Origin of the sequence: Spirosoma arboris, assembly GCF_009754945.1 — a bacterium.
GTDB classification, from domain to species: domain Bacteria; phylum Bacteroidota; class Bacteroidia; order Cytophagales; family Spirosomataceae; genus Spirosoma; species Spirosoma arboris.
The window spans coordinates 139,682-159,133 of record NZ_WPIN01000018.1 but is presented as its reverse complement, the minus strand read 5'-3'; the positions used below and the strand labels follow the sequence as shown (position 1 = coordinate 159,133).

Here is a 19,452-nt window from a genome sequence, read left to right as displayed (position 1 = left end):
ATCGAATAAATTGTAGAAAATTCTATATAACTTTTTCTATATTGAGCCCTATAGTAGGAACTACAATTTGTATTATTGATTCATATGTGATCTTTAAATTATGTCGACTATTATCAAACCACAAATCTACAGTAAAATAGTCTTTTTCTGTTTTTAAGTTTGTATATCTATGTTGAAGTACCAATACAATGTTATTCGGATATTTTTCAAGTAAGAATGGAGGCAAAACTACAGCTTCCGATTTTGTTAATAGTGTTATATAATATAAGTAATTCAGACCTGAGTAAATAGCGGATTTTGGAAGTTTTTCAATAAAATCTTTCACATAATCACTAAATTTCCTATAAGGCGTATAATTTATGGCATGCCTTGTTCCAAATGTCAGATATTTATGGTCATTAGGATTCTCAATAATTAGACTGTTTTCTTCGGAAAGTATGGATTTAACCGGGCTAAGAAATTCTAATGGTTTTTTATTTAAATTAGTTAATGAAGTCAAGATTCTTCTTAAACCTTCTGAATATGAAGGATATAAATCTACCCAATTTAAATTTAATAATCCTTCATCATAAGGTATTGATTCATCAAGCCTGACGGGAATAAAATAAATATCGTGGCTAGGTACCTCTTTTAGCACTTCTAATGCATATTTTATTTCTCGTTGTATATAGCCTCTCTTATTTAGAGAATATTTTGATATAAGGGCAATAAACAATTTTGAATTTTGAATTATTGTTGGTATTTCTTTTTTCCAGTTTTGTCCCGGTAGTAAGCATCTGGTATCTATCCAAGCATCAATTTCGGCACGCCTAAGATCCATGTATAGCCTATCTGCAGATTGCCAATCTTCTCTAGCATAGCTAATGAAAACTTGATCTATATTCAGTTGGTTTCTCTAAAAATCTATATTAAATCTCCAGAAAAATCATTTCCTGAATCAGTCTGATTATTAGAATTAATTATTGTAGTATTTTCGATTTTGTCACTGCTAGAAGTATATAATGAGTGGGCAATAATTTTTTTATTATTTTCAAGTTCAATACGTCGCCGAATTACCTGAGCTGCTAAATTTAAAATACTCTACCCTAATCGGCTTATTGGCACACGATTTTTAATGACAAAAGTTTTAATAGCTTGCCATATTATCTTTATTTTTCGACTAGAATTTTTTGTTAAAATTTCCAAATCAATCCATTGAAATCGAGCTAAAGATTGAGGCAACTCAGTACCATCTAATAAAATAGGTATTATAGTTTTTTTATCATTTATAGCTCGTGTAAATTCTTTTTCAACATAAAAAGATTCAGCAGATTTAATAGACCAAAAAACAATAAATTTATCGCAGCTATCAATAGCACTTAATATTTTGGGGTTCCATTCGTCACCAGCTAAAATAGAATCTCTGTCAAAAAAGACTAGACCTTCTTTTGTGCGTAACAAGTCAACAAGGGGTTTTATCACTGCTTCATCTTCGTGGCTATAAGAGACGAATAGGGTTAAATTAGATGTCGACATAGAAGAAAGATAGAGTTATATATATACAGATTTGTCAGGACCAATCTATTTTCCCATTTCAAATTTAATTCTAGTCTTAGAAAATAGCAATAATTACTTTAAGGTGTCATATTTTAACAATTGTTCTACTAATTACAATAGCAACTAAATGACCAATAATACAATTATATAATATAAACAAAATAAACTTATCTCCATTTAGCATGATATTGTCACTAAATGGCATTCTGTTGGCTCGAATATGAACAGATAGCTAGTTAGCCTTCGAAAGCAAATGTGCCTTATCACTTATCCAAAGAGAACCTATACCCGTCTATCAAAGCGTAATCAACACTTGAGAGTCACTACTTAAATACAATCAATAATACTATCCAATATCAGGCTCAAGATTGTACTTTCGTAACTAATTGCATGTCCTATTAATGAAATAGTTGATATAATGTGTATCTTATTTGTACCTCACATCCATTTAACTTAAATTAAACTACTGGTTAACAGTAACTTAAATTTTATATGCAACTATTAGACGGTAAACTTCTTTCTTCCCAAATTAAACAGGAAATTGCGGCAGATGTCGCGCAGATACGCGAACAGGGCGGCAAAATTCCGCACCTCGTTGCTATTCTGGTTGGCAACAAAGGGGCTTCGGAAACCTATGTGGCCTCGAAAATGAAAAACTGCGAAGAGGTCGGCATGCACTCCACACTCATCCGATTCGACCCGTCGGTTTCGGAAGAAGAGTTGCTTGCTAAAGTTCGCGAGGTGAACGAAAACCCTGATATGGACGGTCTGATTGTGCAACTTCCTCTACCAGACCACATCAATCCCGACCGTGTCATGGAAACCATTGATCCTGCCAAGGATGTAGACGGATTCCACCCGATCAATATTGGTCGGATGGCAAAAGGCTTACCCGCCTACGTCTCGGCAACTCCGCAGGGTGTGCTGGAAATGCTTAAGCGGTACGACATTCAGACCTCGGGCAAGCATTGCGTGGTTGTAGGTCGGAGTCAGATTGTAGGCTTGCCAATGTCGATTTTGATGCAACGAAATACCTATCCCGGCAACTGTACAGTTACGCTCACGCATAGCCGGACAACGAATCTCGCCGAAATCTGCCGCTCGGCTGACATCCTAGTAGCAGCACTCGGCAAACCAGAATTCGTTACCGCCGATATGGTGAAAGAAGGTGCTGTGGTCATTGATGTGGGGCTAGAGCGCGTACCCGATGCCAGCAAGAAAAGCGGCTTTGCCCTGAAAGGCGACGTTAAATTCGACGAAGTAGCGCCAAAAACGAGTTTCATCACACCTGTTCCCGGTGGCGTTGGGCTGATGACCATCTGCTCACTCATGCAGAATACGCTGAAAGCGGCACGTAAGGAGATTTATCAGTGATTAGTAGCCGTTCGTATATAGTAGATTACTACGAACTACAAATACGACGAACACATACTTAACAAACTTTAACAGCTCGTCCTAACCCGGTCGGGCTGCTTTTTTGCGTATTTTTGGCCCGGCCTGGATTAGGCCGCTACTTACACAAAAGCAGTCCGTTAATCTTCATTTATATGCAGTCATTCAAACGCCTGAACACCCTCACAGGCTGGCTTGTTTTCGTTGTTGCGCTGGTTACCTACGCGATGACCGTCGAACGAACCGCCAGTTTCTGGGACTGTGGCGAATTTATTGCGTGTTCATTTAAGCTTCAGGTACCTCACCCACCAGGGGCGCCATTTTTCCTCCTGCTGGGCCGGCTCTTCTCCATGATGTCGTTTGGCAACCTGACCAATGTGGCTTACTGGGTAAACATGGCATCGGTACTTGCCAGCGCCTTTACCATCGCATTTCTGTTCTGGACCATTACCATGCTGGCTCAGAAACTCCTGGCCAAACCAGAGAGTGAATACACAACCGCTGATACGCTACTGGTTATTGGTACGAGCGCGGTGGGTGCCCTGGCGTACACATTCTCCGATACGTTCTGGTTCTCGGCCGTTGAAGCCGAAGTATATGGTATGTCATCCTTCTTCACGGCTATCGTGGTTTGGGCCGCTTTCAAATGGGAACGTATCAACGATGACGCGGCCGCCAATCGCTGGCTTATTTTCATTGCGTACCTAACAGGCTTATCCATTGGTGTTCACTTACTGAACCTCGTTACCTTACCCGCCCTTGCGCTGATTTATTACTTCAAAAAACAACCGAAACCTACATTCTGGGGAGGTGTTATAGCAGGCGGTATTGGGCTGGTCGTTCTGGGAATTATCAACGCGGGGATTATTCCGGGATTACCAGGGATGGCATTTGCTGTTGAGCGGTTGTTTGTCAATACATTCGGCTTGCCATTCACTTCCGGCGCTATTTTCTTCACTGTTGTTTTTATCGGCGCTATCGTATATGGTATTATCTGGTCGGCTCGGCAGAGACATGTGATCATGAATACCGCCTTGCTGGCACTGGCGTTTGTACTGATCGGCTATGCATCGTACATGCAGGTGCTGGTACGGGCTGAGTTCAATCCGCCTATCAACGAAAACGACCCCAGCGATGAACTGAACTTCCTGTCGTATCTACGTCGTGAACAGTACGGAAGTCGTTCGCTGTTGTACGGACCAGTCTTTACGGCCCGACCAGTTGACCAGAAACAGGGGGCTGCCATGTGGAAAAAAGAAGGCAACAAATACGTCGTCTTCGACCATCAACCCGAATACATTTACGCTCCTGGCGATGAGATGCTGTTCCCACGTGTGTACAGCAGCCAGCAAAATCACCCCGCGCTTTATCGCCAGATGTTGGGCCTTGCCGAAGGGCAGAAACCAACCATGGGCGATAATATTAAATATCTGTTCAGCTATCAGTTAGGACACATGTGGTGGCGTTACCTGATGTGGAACTTCGCTGGACGAGAAAGTGATGAAGAAGGCGCAGGTTACCTTCTGCCCTGGTCGTCGGACAATGGCGCACCGGACTTACTGAAGACCAATAAGGCACGGGACAATTTTTACATGCTTCCGTTTGCGCTGGGGTTATTCGGGATTGCGTTCCAATATTTCCGTCGCCGTCGCGATTTCATCATTGTGGGCTTGCTGTTTTTGTTCACCGGAATCGCCTTACAAATCTTCCTGAACTCGCCCCCATCGGAGCCGCGCGAACGGGATTATATCTACGTAGGTTCGTTCTATTTCTTTGCGATCTGGCTCGGTTTGGGCGTGATGGCCATTGCCGAAGGCTTGCGTAATACCCTGAAATCAGACGTTGCCCGCAATGGTCTGGTGGTTGGCCTAAGCCTTCTCGTACCTGTCATGATGGGTGCCAAGAGCTGGGATAACCACAATCGTGACCACCGCTATCAATCGGTCGATTTTGCAAAGAATTTGCTTAATTCCTGTGCGCCGAACGCGGTTCTCTTTACAGGTGGCGATAACGATACCTTCCCACTCTGGTATGTGCAGGAGGTTGAAGGCTTCCGTACCGACGTGCGTGTGTGTAACCTGAGCTTGCTGGGTACGGAATGGTACATCCAGCAAATGAAACGCAAAACGTACCAGTCGGATGCGTTGCCGATTTCGTTAGAGTTTGACCAGTTCAACAAGGGTAAAAACGACATTGTGCCCTTCTATGAAGTGCCGGGCGTGAAAAATGGTATTGACCTCAAGCAGTATATCAGCTTGATTAAGACCAGTAATCCGGCCGTTCAGGTACCACTCACCAATGGCGATATGACGAGCATCCTGCCTTCGTCGGTGCTGTTCCTGCCGATTGATAAAGCCGCCGTTGATCAGGCAAATTTTGTTCCTGCGCCACTACGGCCATTGATGAAAGACACGTTGCAGTGGACCATCGGCAAGAAGGATCTCTACAAGCCTGACCTCATCATGCTCGACATTATTGCCAGCAATAACTGGAAACGGCCTATTTACTTCTCCAGCACATTGGCGAGCGATAACTACCTGAGTCTGAAGAACTACATGCAGTTAGAGGGTTATGCGTACCGGTTGATGCCGGTGGCCGTTCCGGGTGCTACGGATGGCTATGTAAATGCCGACGTTATGTATACCAACATGACCAAGAAGACGTTCTGGCGTGATTTCGACAACCCAAACACGTATTACGACGAGACTTACAAAGGACCACCGGTTATTTCGGCTCGTATTGCGTTCTTCCGTCTGGCCGATCAGCTTATCCGTGAAGGGAATAAAGCTAAAGCTCGTGAGGTCCTCAACTATTCGTTGAAGGTTATTCCAGATAAAAGTATTCCATATGACCAGATTTCGTCGAACTATGTACGGTTCCTGTTTGAAGTTGGTGACGACAAGAAGGCCCTTGAAATTGCTGACGTCATGGCGAATCGTGCTGACCAGGCGCTGACTTATGATAAGAGCGGCAATGGAAATCGCTTCGGCAGCCCCGACTCTGACCTTTATATTCTACAAACAATTGTAGAAGCCTGTAAGGAAGCCAAGCAAACGGCCGCGGCTAACAAATACGAAGCTATCTTCCAGAAGCATATTAATGCCTTTGGGTGATAGAATCTAGGATTGACATAAAAATGCCCAGAAAGCTTGATGCATTCTGGGCATTTTTATGTCACTATATCAATGAATGATCTAATCAACGAATCGGGTGATCGAGCTTTTCTTCTTCCAGGTCCATTCGAGCTTCTTCTTTTCGAATCACCTCGTCGTCAAATTCCTGTTTACTACGTAGTCGATGCAATTCATCTCGCTTAACTTTGATGATATCGGTCATGATTTCATTATACTGAGCGACGTTTTCGCCATCGCTTTCTAAAGAATCCAGATGCCGTTTTGTCTGATGCAGATCGCTTTCCATCCGATTCTTTAGATTCTCCACTAATTCGTTGCTACCCGATTCTTCGGCATAGTTTTCATGAAGGTGTTTCAACGCAACCTTCAGCAATTTTAGACGAATCTTTGTATCCTGCTCATCTTCAGGTATACGCTTGACAAGATCTTTGGGCTGAACCCATCGAATAACAAGTGGTAACGTAAGTCCCTGAAAAACCAGCGTGACCAGAATGACCACAAACGTGATGAATAGAATCAGGTTCCGATGTGGAAATGGCTCCCCATTTCCCATTGTCAACGGAATCGACAAGGCCGATGCTAATGACACAACGCCACGCATACCAGCCCAGCCAAGAACAATAGGGCCCCGCAAACCAGGATTGCGCTGGGCTACAGTAATGTATCGCCCAATAAACTGCGTAAAGTAGGAAGCCGATATCGTAAATAACATGCGGGTGACAATGATAACCGACGTAACCAGCAGCGCATACAAAATTGCTTCCGTTTTAGAATAGCCGTCCAGGCCGTTAATAATGACCGGTAGCTCAAGCCCAATCAGAATAAATACTAACCCATTTAGAGCAAAAACAACCGTAGCCCACATACCCGTCCCCTGAATTCGGGAACTATGGTTCAGGATTACATGACTCTGATTTGAGAGAAATAAGCCTCCGCTCACAACAGCCATAACGCCTGATACCTTAAATTCTTCGGCAGTCATGTACATAATATAAGGGGCCAGGAATGTTAGCAGGATACTTATACGGGTTGAAGTAGGGAGCCATCGATGAATGGCGTAAAACACACATGCCACCGCCAACCCAACAACGATCCCCATAAACGTAACGACCAAAAAATCAATGGAAGCCTCCTGCCAGACAAACGTACCCGATAATACAGCGGCCAGCGCAAAGCGGAATACAATTAAACTGGCAGCATCGTTTACTAAACTTTCCCCTTCCAGAATACTAATGGCTGTTTTAGAAATGTTGACCTCTTTCAAAACTGACGTAGCCGCAACAGCATCGGGTGGTGAGATAATACCGCCCAGCAGAAATCCCATTGCCAGTGTAAATCCAGGCATTACGGCACTTGATACATAGGCCACAGCAAAAGCCGTAAAAATGACCAAACCAAAGGCCAGGACAATAATGATGCGTCGCCAGCGCCAGAATTCTTTCCAGGATGTAAACCAGGCGGCCTCGTATAGTAAAGGCGGCAGGAATATCAAAAAGATGAGTTCGGGATCAACCTCAATCCGCGGAATGCCTGGAATGAGGCTGACGACCAGGCCACTTATTACTAAAAAAATAGGAACTGGAATACGCAGGCGCTGTCCTATCATTACCAGCAACGAGACAGCGAGCATTAATGCCAGGCAAAGCAACAGGGTTTGATGCATACGTTTTCAATAGCAAACAGGAAAAAACTATACGAGAGGAATACCCTAATTAGTGGCTTAATCTACGAAAAAGCCCCGATAAAAGTCTACGGGGCTTTTCTGGATTTATGCACTATATGGCCAATTAGCCAAGCAATACTTTGCTAAACTGACGCTTATTCTTACTTAGGCTTTCTCGTTACTTTCCTGCCTAATTTCCCTGATAACCTCGTCAAGCTTCTTATTCAGCTCGTCCGGGTTCTCAATCATGGGAAAATGGCTAGTCCCTGCCATGTGATGAAAAGTATACCCAGTAGTTGCATATTGCTGTAAAGGCTCTTCCTGGGTTGGCATATAATCCACGTTGATCAGATGCAGTTTGCAAGGCAATTTGGGCAAGAGCTCACGTTCTGTCAGGTACAAATCGTTGAAAACTTCCTCAATAACATCAATTGTCATAGGCTGGTAAGCACTTCGATAATCTTGTACTACCTGTGTAGCAACAGCATCGGGTGTTTGAGGAGTCAGCAAGACCATTCGGGCGTACTGCTCATTGGTGTTGGCAAAATCGGTATGCAGATTATGTATAATTTCCTTACTCTGTTGCTGATATTCTGGTGCCAACGGCTGACCCGCATTCTTGAAATTATCAATTCCAATGAAGCCAATAACTGGAGCAGGATAGGTCGTAGCGGCTACCAGATTTACGTCGCCACCCATGGAGTGTCCAATTAAAATAACCTGCTCCAGGTTCAGACTTTTTATGAACGTTGCCACATACTGTCCCATCGTTTTTACCGACCACTGTTTCTTATCCCGGCCAGACTTTCCATGTCCAGGCAGGTCAAGAGCCACTACATTATACTGGTCAGCAAAGTAAGCAAGCTGCGCATCCCAATACGTGAGATTGATGTCGGCCCCGTGAACGAACAGAAGCGTTGGCAACTTACTACCGGCTAAAACGTAATGCATAGCCGTTTCGTCGTGAATAAGCGATTTCATACAACATTGAGTTTTGTAGTAAGTAAAGAACCGCAATTAGGTCGATTGGTTCTAACAAGAACAATGGTCAACAGAAAACTCGCTTCGACTCCTGTCGACCACTATACTTATCTATGATTCGTCCAACTACTCTGTTTTCTGATTAAGACAGGCCATGATTACCAATACAAGTGCCAGCATGGAGGCAATCGTTCGGACTGTATGCCAGTTATTCCAGGGCATTTCAAACCTTGCACGCTGAGTAGCGATTTCTTCAGCGGAAGCTCCCTGTAAATTAAAAGCCTCCAGCCCTTCATTCAAGGGAATGTTACCTATAACGGTGACGCCAAACACGCCCGCAACATATAGAATAGTTGCCCCAAGCAACAGGTAAAATCGAAGCGAAACAGGCTGACTATAGTGTAGCCAGGTGCTAATGGGCAGCAGAATCAGCGTTCCCATAAAACTGGCAAAGAAGATCGGATTCTGAATAGCGCGATTAATCGATTGCATTGCTGACAGATAGGCTGTGTCGGACAAGCGATTTAGACCAGGGTTTACGGAGCAAAAATAGCCATACAGAAGACCTGCTACTAAGGCAGTTGTCAGAGTAGCGCAGGTGAGTATAATCGTTGGTAAGGTTGGCATGGTCTATACTTTCAGCGTCATGAACAAAAAAACGGCGGTACCAGAGTTGAGAGTCTGGCACCGCCGTTAAATTAGTTAGTTTCAATCAACCGTGAAAGAAGTCTTTCATCTTGTCGAAGAAGCCTTTCTCGTTCTTATTTGGCTTGGGCTGGAAGTTCGGTGAGTTACGTAATTTTTCCAGCATGGTACGTTCTTCAGCCGAAAGTACTTTCGGAGTCCAAACATTGACATGAACGATTTCGTCGCCCCGACCATAGCCATTTAATTCTTTGATTCCCTTTCCTTTCAGGCGTAACATCTTGCCACTCTGCGTACCGGGATCAAGCGTAATGCGCGCCTTACCGTCAATAGTAGGCACTTCGACACTTGTACCAATAGCAGCATCGATAAAGCTGACATACAGATCGAATACGACGTTGTTACCGTCACGTTTGAGATCGGCATCTTCCTCCTCCTCAATGACAATGAGTAAGTCACCCGCAACACCACCGCGTGGGGGCACATTCCCTTTGCTACCTACAGATAGTTGAATGCCCTCTGCTACACCGGCAGGGATCTTGATTGGGATAACGTCTTCCTGCAGTACACGGCCTTCGCCAAAGCAGGCGTCGCAACGATCCGTTACAATTTTGCCTTCGCCATTACAAGTCGGGCAAGTACTGGTCGATACCATCTGACCGAGCATAGTGTTTACCACCTTGCGCGTCTGACCGGTGCCCTGACAAGTTGAACAGGTTTGTACCGCAGTTCCGTTTTTAGAGCCATTGCCTCCACAGGTATTACAGGTTACGTGCCGCTTTACCTTAATCTTCTTTTCAACACCGTTGGCAACTTCCTGTAAATTCAGTTTCAGTTTAATGCGTAGATCGGAGCCCCGTCGTACACGTTGGCGTCCACCGCCACCACCTTGAGCACCCCGAAAGAAGCTTCCAAAGGGAGAGTCATCGCCGAAGACGTCGCCAAACTGGCTAAAAATATCGTCCATCGTCGGACCACCAGCCCCATATCCTCCTGCTGCACCACTCATTCCTGCATGACCAAACTGGTCATAACGGGCTTTTTTGTTCGGGTCGTTCAGGACGTCGTAAGCCTCAGCCGCTTCCTTGAATTTCTCTTCGGCGGTGGGGTCGTCAGGGTTTTTATCGGGATGGTATTTGATAGCCATCTTGCGATAGGCTTTCTTGAGATCTTCGGCCGAGACGTTCTTATCAACGCCCAGAATTTCGTAATAATCGCGCTTCGTTGCCATGAATAGAGATGTATGATGTATGATATAGAATGTATGGTTTGCACTCGACAGTCATACATCCTATATCATACATCATACATTTTTTAGCTTCCTACAATCACTTTTGCAAACCGAATGACCTTGTCATTCAGGTAATATCCTTTTTCTATTTCATCAATGACTTTCCCTTTGAGGTCATCGCTGGGGGCTGGGAACTGCGTAACCGACTCATGCAGATCTGCATTAAATGGCTCGCCCTTTGAGGTCATTGGTTTTAGCCCCTTGCTTTCAAGCGTCTTGAATAATTTCGTATAAATCAACGAAACACCTTCTTTCAATGCAGCAACGTCATTGGTATTTTCGATAGACTGCATGGCCCGTTCGAAATCGTCGACAACTGGGATAAGCGCCTTTAAAACGCCCTCGTTGGCATTACTGATGAGGTCAAGTTTTTCTTTAGCTGTACGCCGGCGAAAGTTCTCAAAATCAGCGTATAAACGGAGGTATTTATCTTTAAGTTCAGCTAATTCACTGCCGATTTTGTTGGTTTCAGCTATAAAACCTTCTGCCGAAGTCGATTCTGAGGTTTCTTCAGAGGTAGCTGTCACAGCGTCATCGCTGTCTCCCGATTCAGTTGCCAGGTTGTCAGGTTGTGGAGTATCCATAGACGCTTGTTCGTCCAAAATGTCTTTATTTTCCATTGATGAGCTTCTATTTCGTTTCCAGAAATTCATAGACAAAGATGGGCAAAAGGCTGGCCAAAACCGCATTTCCTGACAAGTTGGCACAGTGCATACCCCTTGATTTACACGATTTGGCTGCTATCTGAATCGGGATTTGCCTGATTTTCGGTGATTTACAGGATTTATCTTTCGAGTAAATCTGTTTGTTTTTTGTCCTGGCTCCGGGCACCCGGTCCGACAAAAAACAAAACAGTAGATTCTATTCTCGTGCACGCACTCGCTCATCACTATACGCAGTTGATCAAAGCTAAAGCTACTGAGCTGGGTTTTGACTTCTGCGGTGTAGCCAAAGCGGATTTTCTGGAGGATGAAGCGCCACGCCTGGAAGCCTGGCTCAAAAACGGGATGCATGGCCAGATGAACTACATGGCCAACCACTTCGACAAACGGCTCGATCCGCGCCTGCTGGTCGATGATGCAAAGTCGGTAGTAACGATGCTGCTAAACTATTATCCCGAACAGAAATTGCCCGAGAACAAGGATGATTTAAAACTGTCTAAGTATGCTTACGGAACAGATTATCACTTTGTTATTAAAGATAAGCTGAAAGATTTACTGGCCTATATCCATGACGAAATCGGTGAAGTAGGCGGGCGGGCGTTTGTCGATTCGGCACCAGTCATGGATAAAGCCTGGGCTAAACGGGCAGGTTTGGGATGGGTCGGGAAGCACACGAATCTGATTAATCGTGAAATCGGATCTTTCTTCTTTATTGGCGAATTAATTCTCGACCTCGAACTAGAACCCGACGGTCCTATCACCGATTATTGTGGCACCTGCACCCGCTGTATTGACGCCTGCCCGACTGATGCTATTGTCGGTCCTTATGTCGTAGATGGCAGTAAATGCATTTCGTACTTTACAATTGAACTGAAAGAGGCCATTCCGGAGGAGGTTCGGGGGAAGTTCGACAACTGGGTTTTCGGCTGCGATATCTGTCAGAATGTGTGCCCCTGGAATCGGTTTGCCCGCCCCCATCAGACCCCGGCTTTCGATCCCCATCCCGAATTGGCCGCATTGACAAAAACAGATTGGATCGATATAACGGAAGATGTATTCCGGGAAATCTTTCGCCGGTCGGCCGTGAAGCGGACAAAACTGGAAGGACTGAAACGCAACATTGCGTTTAATCAACCTATGAATGCTGATGACGCAGATTGAGCAGAGTTTACATGGATGATTAGAGAAAGAAAATCCACTCAATCCGCATCATCAACGTTCCTGTTTTTTTTAATAGAACTGCTTTATACTTTCTCCAACCCGCCAAACGTCTTCAAATGTATTGTAAAGCGGAGTTGGTGCTAGCCGAATGCAGTCAGGTTCGCGCCAGTCTCCAATAATACCTTGTTCGGTCAGGTGATTAAATAGCGCTTTGCCATTTTTGCGGACTAACAACGATAGCTGACAACCGCGTTGGTTTGGGTCGTCGGGCGTCAGAATCTGAATTTCATCAAAGGGCGCTAGAACATATTCCAGAAATCCCGTTAGCTGTTCACTTTTTTGCCGGAGAGCTACCATACCTGCCTCTGCCGTTATCGAAATAGCTGCCCGATGTAGTGCCAGCGCCAGAATATTGGGCGTGCTGACTTGCCAGCCATCTGCACCGGGTGCGGGCAAAAAACCGGGTGTCATTTCGAATCGCTTATCTTCCCGATAACCCCACCAGCCTGCCAGTCTTGGTAAGTTCTGGTCGTGATGTTTTTGATGAACAAATATCCCTGATATGGCCCCAGGACCACCATTGAGGTATTTATACGAACACCAGGTGGCAAAATCGACACCCCAATCGTGCAACCGTAGCGGTACATTTCCAACAGCGTGCGCCAAATCAAATCCAACGGGAATACAGTGTTTTTGGGCAGTTTCGGCAATGACGGCCATATTATAAACCTGGCCTGTGTAGTAGTTTAATCCGCTCATCCAGATCAGGGCCAGCGAATCGGCATGTTCGGCTATGGCGTGTTGGATATCGGTCGTGTGAATCAACCGGTCGTCCTGATGCGGAGCTATCTCAATAAGCACATCAGCAGGCTCGAAGCCATGATGTTTAATATGTGTTTCCAGGGCGTATTGATCCGACGGAAAATCCCCTTTAATCGTCAGAATCTTGTATTTCTTTTCAGTCGGACGATAAAAGGAAGCCAACAGAAGATGCAGATTCACAGTCAGCGCATTCATCGGACACACTTCCGACAGTTCAGCCCCAACAATGTGGGATAACGCATCTTTACAGGAATTGTGATAACCGAGCCACGGCTGTTCGGCCCCTTCAGATTTGTCAAACCATCCTTCAACACCCAGATTCTGCCAAGTGGTCAGCTCCTGATTCAATGCAGTCCGCGCGGTTTGGGGCTGCAGCCCTAGTGAGTTGCCACAGAGATAGGTTAGCGGTACACCATTACGCTGGGGAATATGAAACTGGTCGCGAAAATTGCGGAATGAGTCGGCCTGATCGAGCATTTGCGCAAAGGCTAACGAATTTTCGTAGGTCATCGGTTGGGCTATCAACTGGTTGTAAAAAAATACTCCGCAACTTAAGCAAAATGGGCGGCCAATAATTGGTCGCCCATTTTGTGTTGTTTATAAAATCAACCCGCTTCGTCGTAGCATTGCTTTGGGTGATGGTTCGCGACCCCGGAATTTCTTGTAGAGCTCCATCGGCTTTTCGCTACCCCCCTTTTCCAGTACATTCTTCCGGAAACTATCGGCGGCTGTTTTGTTCTCCAAGCCACCTTTTTCCTTGAAGAACTCAAATGCATCGGCGTCCAACACTTCGCTCCATTTGTAGCTGTAATAACCCGCCGAATAACCACCGGCAAAAATGTGCGAGAAGGCTGGGCTTACGGCGATTCCATCAACATGTGGGAACAGGTTGGTAACAGAATCAATCCGGCTCTCAACTTGCGAAATCGTTTCGCCGGTTGGTTTTTGGTTGTGATAATACATGTCGATCAATCCAAAACGCAATTGCCGCAGGTTCGCCATACCAGCGAGGAAGTTCTGGCTAGCGCGAATTTTTTCGATCAACTCATTCGGAATTACTTCGCCCGTCTGGTAGTGCTTGGCAAAGAGCTTGAGCGCTTCAGGATCGTAGCACCAGTTTTCCATCACCTGCGATGGCAATTCCACAAAATCGCGGGGAACGCTCGTACCGCTCAAACTTTCATACGTTCCGTTGGCTAACATGCCATGCAAACCGTGGCCAAACTCATGAAACAGGGTCGTTACTTCGTAGAAAGTAAGCAAAGAAGGTTTGGTTTCAGTTGTCGATACCACGACGGGACGTGTGAAGTTGCAGACGTTGACAATGTGTGGGCGAATATTCTCGCCGTTTTCGACTTTCTGCCCCTGTATGTCGTTCATCCATGCGCCACTACGTTTGCCGGGACGGGGGAAATAATCACCATAGAACACGGCCAGAAATTTACCGTCCTTATCGAAAACGTCGAACGTTTTTACTTCGGGGTTGTAAACCGGAATGTCTTTGCGCTCTTTGAACGTGATGCCATATAGTTTATTAGCCACCGTAAACGCACCATCCAGAACGTTTTCGAGTTTGAAATACGGTTTCAATGTCTCATCATCAAGGTCGTATTTCTCCTTTTTCAGTTTCTCGGCATAATAATTATTATCCCAGGCCTGTAGTTTATCTTCCGTAAGTCCGTGAGCTTTAGCGTACGTTGTTAGTTCGAGCAACTGGCGTTCGGCGGCAGGGCGGGCGTAGGTTACCAGTTCATCCAGGAAACTCTGCACCTTGTCTTTCGAACCGGCCATGCTCTCCTCAAGCACAAAATCAGCGTGGGTTTTGTAGCCCAGCAAGGTTGCCCGATCATAACGCAGATTCACGATTTTCTGAATAATGGCCGAGTTATCGTTTTTGTCGCCATGGAAACCACGACCGTTATAGGCCATATACAGTTTTTTACGCAACTCCCGATTATCGGCATATTGCATAAATGGCCCATAACTCGGGGCCTGCAAGGTAAACACCCATCCTTCTTTACCTTTTTGTTTTGCCGTTGCCCTGGCTGCTTCCCGAACGTAATCGGGCAAACCGGCAAGGTCTTTCTCATCGGCCACGAGCATCGTGTACTCGTTTGTTTCGTTGAGTACATTCTCGCCAAATTGCAGCGACAATTGCGACAGTTCTTTGTCGATAGCTCGTAGACGCTCCTTGCCTTTTGCATCCAGATTTGCGCCGTTTCGGGCAAACCCTTTATAGCTTTTTTCGAGAAGCATAGCGCTCTCGGGATTGAGTTTCAGGCTGGCACGTTGATCATAAACGGCCTTCACCCGGGCAAACAGCTTCTCATTCAGGCCAATATCATTCCGATATTCACTCAGCATTGGCGATGCTTCTTTGACAATTTTCTGAAGCTCGGGCGATGTTTCGGCACTGTTCAAATTAAATAATACCGACGTAACCTTACCCAGCAGATCGCCCGATCGCTCAAGGGCAATAATGGTATTTTCAAAGGTTGGTGGCGCTGGATTATTCACAATCGTAGCGACATCACTACGTCCCTGAGTCATCCCATCTTTTAGGGCGGGCAGGTAATCGGCATTGCTAATCTTGTCAAATGGTGCCGTTTGGTGGGGTGTCGAATACGGTACTAAGAATGGATTTTGCGGCATCTTGGGTTGAGGGGGCGACGGCTGAGCAAACGTTGTCGTTGTGACAACCGCCAGAAGTACGCCCGTTTGTTTGATTCGTTGACGAGTAAACATACAGTTTTGCAAAATGAGTTTCCGGGAAAAATACGAAATAAAGATAATTTTGACAACGCTATGTTGCACAGGCGGTTGCCTAATTCTGCGAGCGGAAAACGCAAAAAAAAGTCGACCAATCTGGTCGACCTTTTCTACACTCCCTTCCTCTATTCTACTCAATATTAGTACCGTCCATAGCCCGAACCATAGCCATTTCCACGACCTCGTTGTGCTGAACGCTGTCCAGGTGACATTTCGAAAGGGCGCATGTGCGCGATAACCTGATCTCGTTGTTGAGGCCCAAGTACGGCCATCATATCGATGAACTGGCGCTGACGCGCTTGCCGGAAAAAATCACGCTGCCGGGGATCGCGGTAATCGATGTTCTGGGTTTGCTGATTAAAACGATCACGAATTCTACGAATTTCCCGCTCCTGCCGGCGAGTCAAATTCAGCTCACGATCCCACCAGTCGAGGTGGCGATCGAACTGGTAGTCGTCGTAATCGTAGTTGTAATTGGGCTGGCCATAACCTGGCTGATTATAACCCGGTTGACTGTATCCAGGCTGGTTATAGCCAGGCTGTTGGGGATAAGTATTGTTGGGCGACGATTGTGGATAGCCGTAACGTTGAGCAAGTACGCTGGTCGAGAGAAGAACGACCAGCGTAGCGCCAGTCAGCAGTATTTTTTTCATGGCAGTGTATTGTTTTCAGGTTGTATTTGTCCCTTTGAACAACCACGCATGAAATGGTTTAATTAATTCTACAAATAAGTATAAATATGTGGTACGATTTTTAACAAATCACTGATAATCTAATACTTATAATCAGCCAATTCATTCTCCGCTTCCCTTTTCAGCACTCGTTCATATTTCGTCCGGTCGAATTCTCCTTCGTTGTTGGCGATGAAAATAGTGGCAACTGTGTTCCCAATGATGTTGGTGATGGAACGAGCTTCGGACATAAACCGATCCACGCCGAGTAGCAGTGCGAGTCCTTCTACCGGAATCACCTTGATGGCGGTCAGGGTGCTGGCCAGCACGATAAATCCACTACCCGTTACCCCCGCTGCCCCTTTCGAGGTTACCATCAGAATACCAATGATCGTCAATTCCTGCCCTAGTGTAAGATCAACGCCAAATACCTGTGCCAGGAAGATCGTTGCCATCACTAAGTAAATTGTAGTGCCATCGAGATTAAACGAATACCCGGCCGGAACAACCAACCCCACCACCGACCGCGAGCAGCCCAGCGTTTCGAGTTTGTCCATAATTTGGGGCAATGCCGACTCTGAAGATGAGGTCCCCAGCACGATCAGCAGTTCTTCTTTGATGAACTTAAGCACCGCCCACAGGCTGATTTTGTAGTAGCGGAGAATCAGATTTAGGATAACGAAAATGAACAGAATCATGGTCGCGTAAACGGTGCCCATCAGCTTGGCTAATGGCAGCAACGTACTCAGTCCATACTTCCCAATTGTAAAGGCCATTCCGCCAAACGCGCCCAGCGGAGCGAGTACCATGACCACACCCAGAATATTAAAAAACACTTTCGATAGTCGTTCGAAGGTCTGAATCAGTGGTTTACCTTTTTCACCCATACGTGTCAGTCCCACGCCAAATAACATCGAAAAGACCAGCACCTGTAAGATGTCTCCCTCAGCGAAGGCTTTGATAGCATTATTCGGAACGATGTGCAGAAAGAATTCCGTCCAGTCCATACCCGCACCCTGTTCGGTGTATTTGCTGATATCTCCCCCTTTCACAGCGGCCGTCTGAACTCCATCACCCGGTCGGATCACGTTTGCCAGGATGAGTCCGATAGCCAATGCACCGGTCGTCACAATCTCGAAATAGAGTAAGGCTTTCCCTCCTACCCGACCCACTTTTTTCAGGTCGCCCATATTGCTGATTCCCAACACGATGGTCAGAAAAATAATGGGGGCAATAACCATCTTGATCAGGTTGATAAAGAGATCGCCCAGAGGTTTCAACTTCGCGGCTGTTTCGGGAAAGAAATAACCGGTCAGAATACCCAGTGTAATGGCAAGTAGTACGCGGACGGTGAGGTTATTGAGGAGTTTCATTTTATAAATGTTTGTAAATAGATAATCAGAGCCGCCCGTGCGGTAAAATGACTAATTGAAGATGGGAAAGAATGGAATGAACGATGGGGGGAATAATTATCCACTACTCATTTTGACTTACAGAGCATGCGCCTGCACAACCTGCTGTTTGATCTCGTGAATACGATCGTTAAAATTCAGGCTTAGGAAATCCACATTCGGGACAATAATCGCGTCAAGTAATTCCCTTACCCAGTCGTGATGCGGGATTCGTCTGCCGGTCGCCACGCTGACATATTTGGATGTCACCCAAAGAACGTTTTTGAGGTGTGATTTACCATCATCGGTCATGATATACTCCGTCACGGTAGTGTCTTCATTCACATAAATCAACCTCGATAGGATGCGTACCCATTCGCTCACTTGTGCGGGTCGGACATACGCGATCTGATGCTGATAAACGACCCAGCTTGTTTTCAATTCCCGGAATAACTGACCAGTGCTAAAATCGTACAGTTTAGCAACCTGGTCTTCGCGGGCATTGAAGTAGTAGTCAAAATATTTAGCATTATTAAGGTGCTGAAGCGGATCGCAGTCCTGAAAACGGATAATTACCCGTGATTCGGTTTCGGTTGGGTAGCTGCGGTTGGGGTCACGTTTGAACATTGTCTGAACTGGGATTTACTGGATTGAAATGATTTTCCTGATTTTATCTATCAGTTGTTTTGAGATAGGTCATTTTAAACAATCAATGTTAAACAAAATCAAGTAAATCATTCCAATCACAAAAATCCCGGTTCAGACTTTTTGTGCAATATTTACGTTAGTACAGCAAATTTTCCGTTTTATTTCAATTCCTAAGCACGTATGAAAGGTCTGTGTTATGCATTGCCCCTTGTGGCGCTCTTGATTGGGTTAACTTCCTTCACATTTACCGACGATTCGGATGCGGTTGTGGGGACCTGGTTGAATGGTACAAAAAAAGGACACGTCCAGATTTATAAACAGGGGGGCACCTATTTCGGGAAGCTCGTCTGGTTGGGTCAACCAACCGATCCCGCTACTGGAAAACCCCGTACCGACGAGAAAAATACGGATCAATCGAAACAGTCGCGCCCGTTGATGAATATGGTTCTGATGTATAATTTCAAATACGACGGGGGTAACGTCTGGAGCGATGGCAAGATCTACAACCCCGAAGACGGCAAAGAATATAACTGTAAAATGACCCTTAAAGACCCCAATACGCTCCTCGTTCGTGGGTATGTAGGCATTTCGCTGCTCGGTAAAACCCAGACCTGGACGAGGATAAAGTAAAGTATAATGTTCCAGGTTTCAAGTTCCACCTTAATGACTTAACTTGAAACATTGAA

At 45.5% G+C, this 19,452-nt stretch carries 16 protein-coding genes; 4 read left to right on the top strand and 12 right to left on the bottom strand.

What is annotated here, in order from left to right:
• Positions 1-22 precede the first annotated feature (22 nt).
• Both GO755_RS32815 and GO755_RS32810 read right to left on the bottom strand, forming a co-directional pair.
• The gene (locus GO755_RS32815) at positions 23-865 is read right to left on the bottom strand and encodes a ClpXP protease specificity-enhancing factor SspB (RefSeq protein WP_317166008.1); all 843 of its coding nucleotides are present in this window, start codon (positions 863-865) and stop codon (positions 23-25) included.
• 215 nt (positions 866-1,080) lie between these two features.
• Positions 1,081-1,515 carry a toll/interleukin-1 receptor domain-containing protein gene (locus GO755_RS32810; RefSeq protein ID WP_157589668.1) on the bottom strand — a complete coding sequence of 145 codons (435 nt, stop codon included), beginning with the start codon at positions 1,513-1,515 and terminating at the stop codon, positions 1,081-1,083.
• Between the two features lie 513 nt (positions 1,516-2,028).
• On the opposite strand from GO755_RS32810, the gene GO755_RS32805 reads away from it, so the two are divergent.
• Both GO755_RS32805 and GO755_RS32800 read left to right on the top strand, forming a co-directional pair.
• Positions 2,029-2,910: a bifunctional 5,10-methylenetetrahydrofolate dehydrogenase/5,10-methenyltetrahydrofolate cyclohydrolase gene (locus GO755_RS32805; protein WP_157589667.1), complete on the top strand. Its 882-nt coding sequence runs from the start codon at positions 2,029-2,031 to the stop codon at positions 2,908-2,910.
• Positions 2,911-3,083: 173 nt separating this feature from the next.
• Positions 3,084-6,041: a glycosyltransferase family 117 protein gene (locus GO755_RS32800; protein WP_157589666.1), complete on the top strand. Its 2,958-nt coding sequence runs from the start codon at positions 3,084-3,086 to the stop codon at positions 6,039-6,041.
• A gap of 85 nt (positions 6,042-6,126) precedes the next feature.
• On the opposite strand, the gene GO755_RS32795 is transcribed toward GO755_RS32800, so the two are convergent.
• From GO755_RS32795 to GO755_RS32775, 5 genes are all read right to left on the bottom strand, one after another.
• Entirely contained in the window at positions 6,127-7,725 is a 1,599-nt protein-coding gene (locus GO755_RS32795; protein ID WP_157589665.1) for a Na+/H+ antiporter, read from the bottom strand.
• Positions 7,726-7,890: 165 nt separating this feature from the next.
• Positions 7,891-8,706 (bottom strand): alpha/beta fold hydrolase, encoded by an 816-nt coding sequence (locus GO755_RS32790; RefSeq protein WP_157589664.1) that lies wholly within the window; start codon positions 8,704-8,706, stop codon positions 7,891-7,893.
• Between the two features lie 126 nt (positions 8,707-8,832).
• Complete coding sequence (locus GO755_RS32785) at positions 8,833-9,333, bottom strand: anthrone oxygenase family protein (RefSeq protein ID WP_157589663.1); 501 nt, start codon at positions 9,331-9,333, stop codon at positions 8,833-8,835.
• Positions 9,334-9,418: 85 nt separating this feature from the next.
• Positions 9,419-10,582, bottom strand: a complete 1,164-nt coding sequence (dnaJ, locus tag GO755_RS32780; RefSeq protein WP_157589662.1) for a molecular chaperone DnaJ — start codon at positions 10,580-10,582, stop codon at positions 9,419-9,421.
• An 83-nt stretch (positions 10,583-10,665) separates the two neighbouring features.
• Positions 10,666-11,262: a nucleotide exchange factor GrpE gene (locus GO755_RS32775; protein ID WP_157589678.1), complete on the bottom strand. Its 597-nt coding sequence runs from the start codon at positions 11,260-11,262 to the stop codon at positions 10,666-10,668.
• A 249-nt stretch (positions 11,263-11,511) separates the two neighbouring features.
• On the opposite strand from GO755_RS32775, the gene queG reads away from it, so the two are divergent.
• Complete coding sequence (queG, locus tag GO755_RS32770) at positions 11,512-12,465, top strand: tRNA epoxyqueuosine(34) reductase QueG (protein ID WP_317166006.1); 954 nt, start codon at positions 11,512-11,514, stop codon at positions 12,463-12,465.
• Positions 12,466-12,534: 69 nt separating this feature from the next.
• On the opposite strand, the gene kynU is transcribed toward queG, so the two are convergent.
• The 5 genes from kynU to GO755_RS32745 form a co-directional block, all read right to left on the bottom strand.
• On the bottom strand, positions 12,535-13,797 hold the full coding sequence (gene kynU / locus GO755_RS32765) for a kynureninase (protein WP_157589661.1): 1,263 nt from the start codon (positions 13,795-13,797) through the stop codon (positions 12,535-12,537).
• 87 nt (positions 13,798-13,884) lie between these two features.
• Complete coding sequence (locus GO755_RS32760; RefSeq protein WP_198175001.1) at positions 13,885-15,939, bottom strand: M3 family metallopeptidase; 2,055 nt, start codon at positions 15,937-15,939, stop codon at positions 13,885-13,887.
• A 257-nt stretch (positions 15,940-16,196) separates the two neighbouring features.
• On the bottom strand, positions 16,197-16,709 hold the full coding sequence (locus GO755_RS32755) for a hypothetical protein (protein ID WP_157589659.1): 513 nt from the start codon (positions 16,707-16,709) through the stop codon (positions 16,197-16,199).
• A 119-nt stretch (positions 16,710-16,828) separates the two neighbouring features.
• On the bottom strand, positions 16,829-18,100 hold the full coding sequence (locus GO755_RS32750; RefSeq protein ID WP_157589658.1) for a dicarboxylate/amino acid:cation symporter: 1,272 nt from the start codon (positions 18,098-18,100) through the stop codon (positions 16,829-16,831).
• Between the two features lie 117 nt (positions 18,101-18,217).
• Positions 18,218-18,745, bottom strand: coding sequence for an acyl-CoA thioesterase (locus GO755_RS32745; RefSeq protein WP_157589657.1), 528 nt, complete (start codon positions 18,743-18,745; stop codon positions 18,218-18,220).
• 201 nt (positions 18,746-18,946) lie between these two features.
• Between GO755_RS32745 and GO755_RS32740 the strand changes: the two genes are divergently transcribed.
• On the top strand, positions 18,947-19,396 hold the full coding sequence (locus tag GO755_RS32740; RefSeq protein ID WP_157589656.1) for a DUF2147 domain-containing protein: 450 nt from the start codon (positions 18,947-18,949) through the stop codon (positions 19,394-19,396).
• The last annotated feature ends 56 nt before the right edge of the window (positions 19,397-19,452 follow it).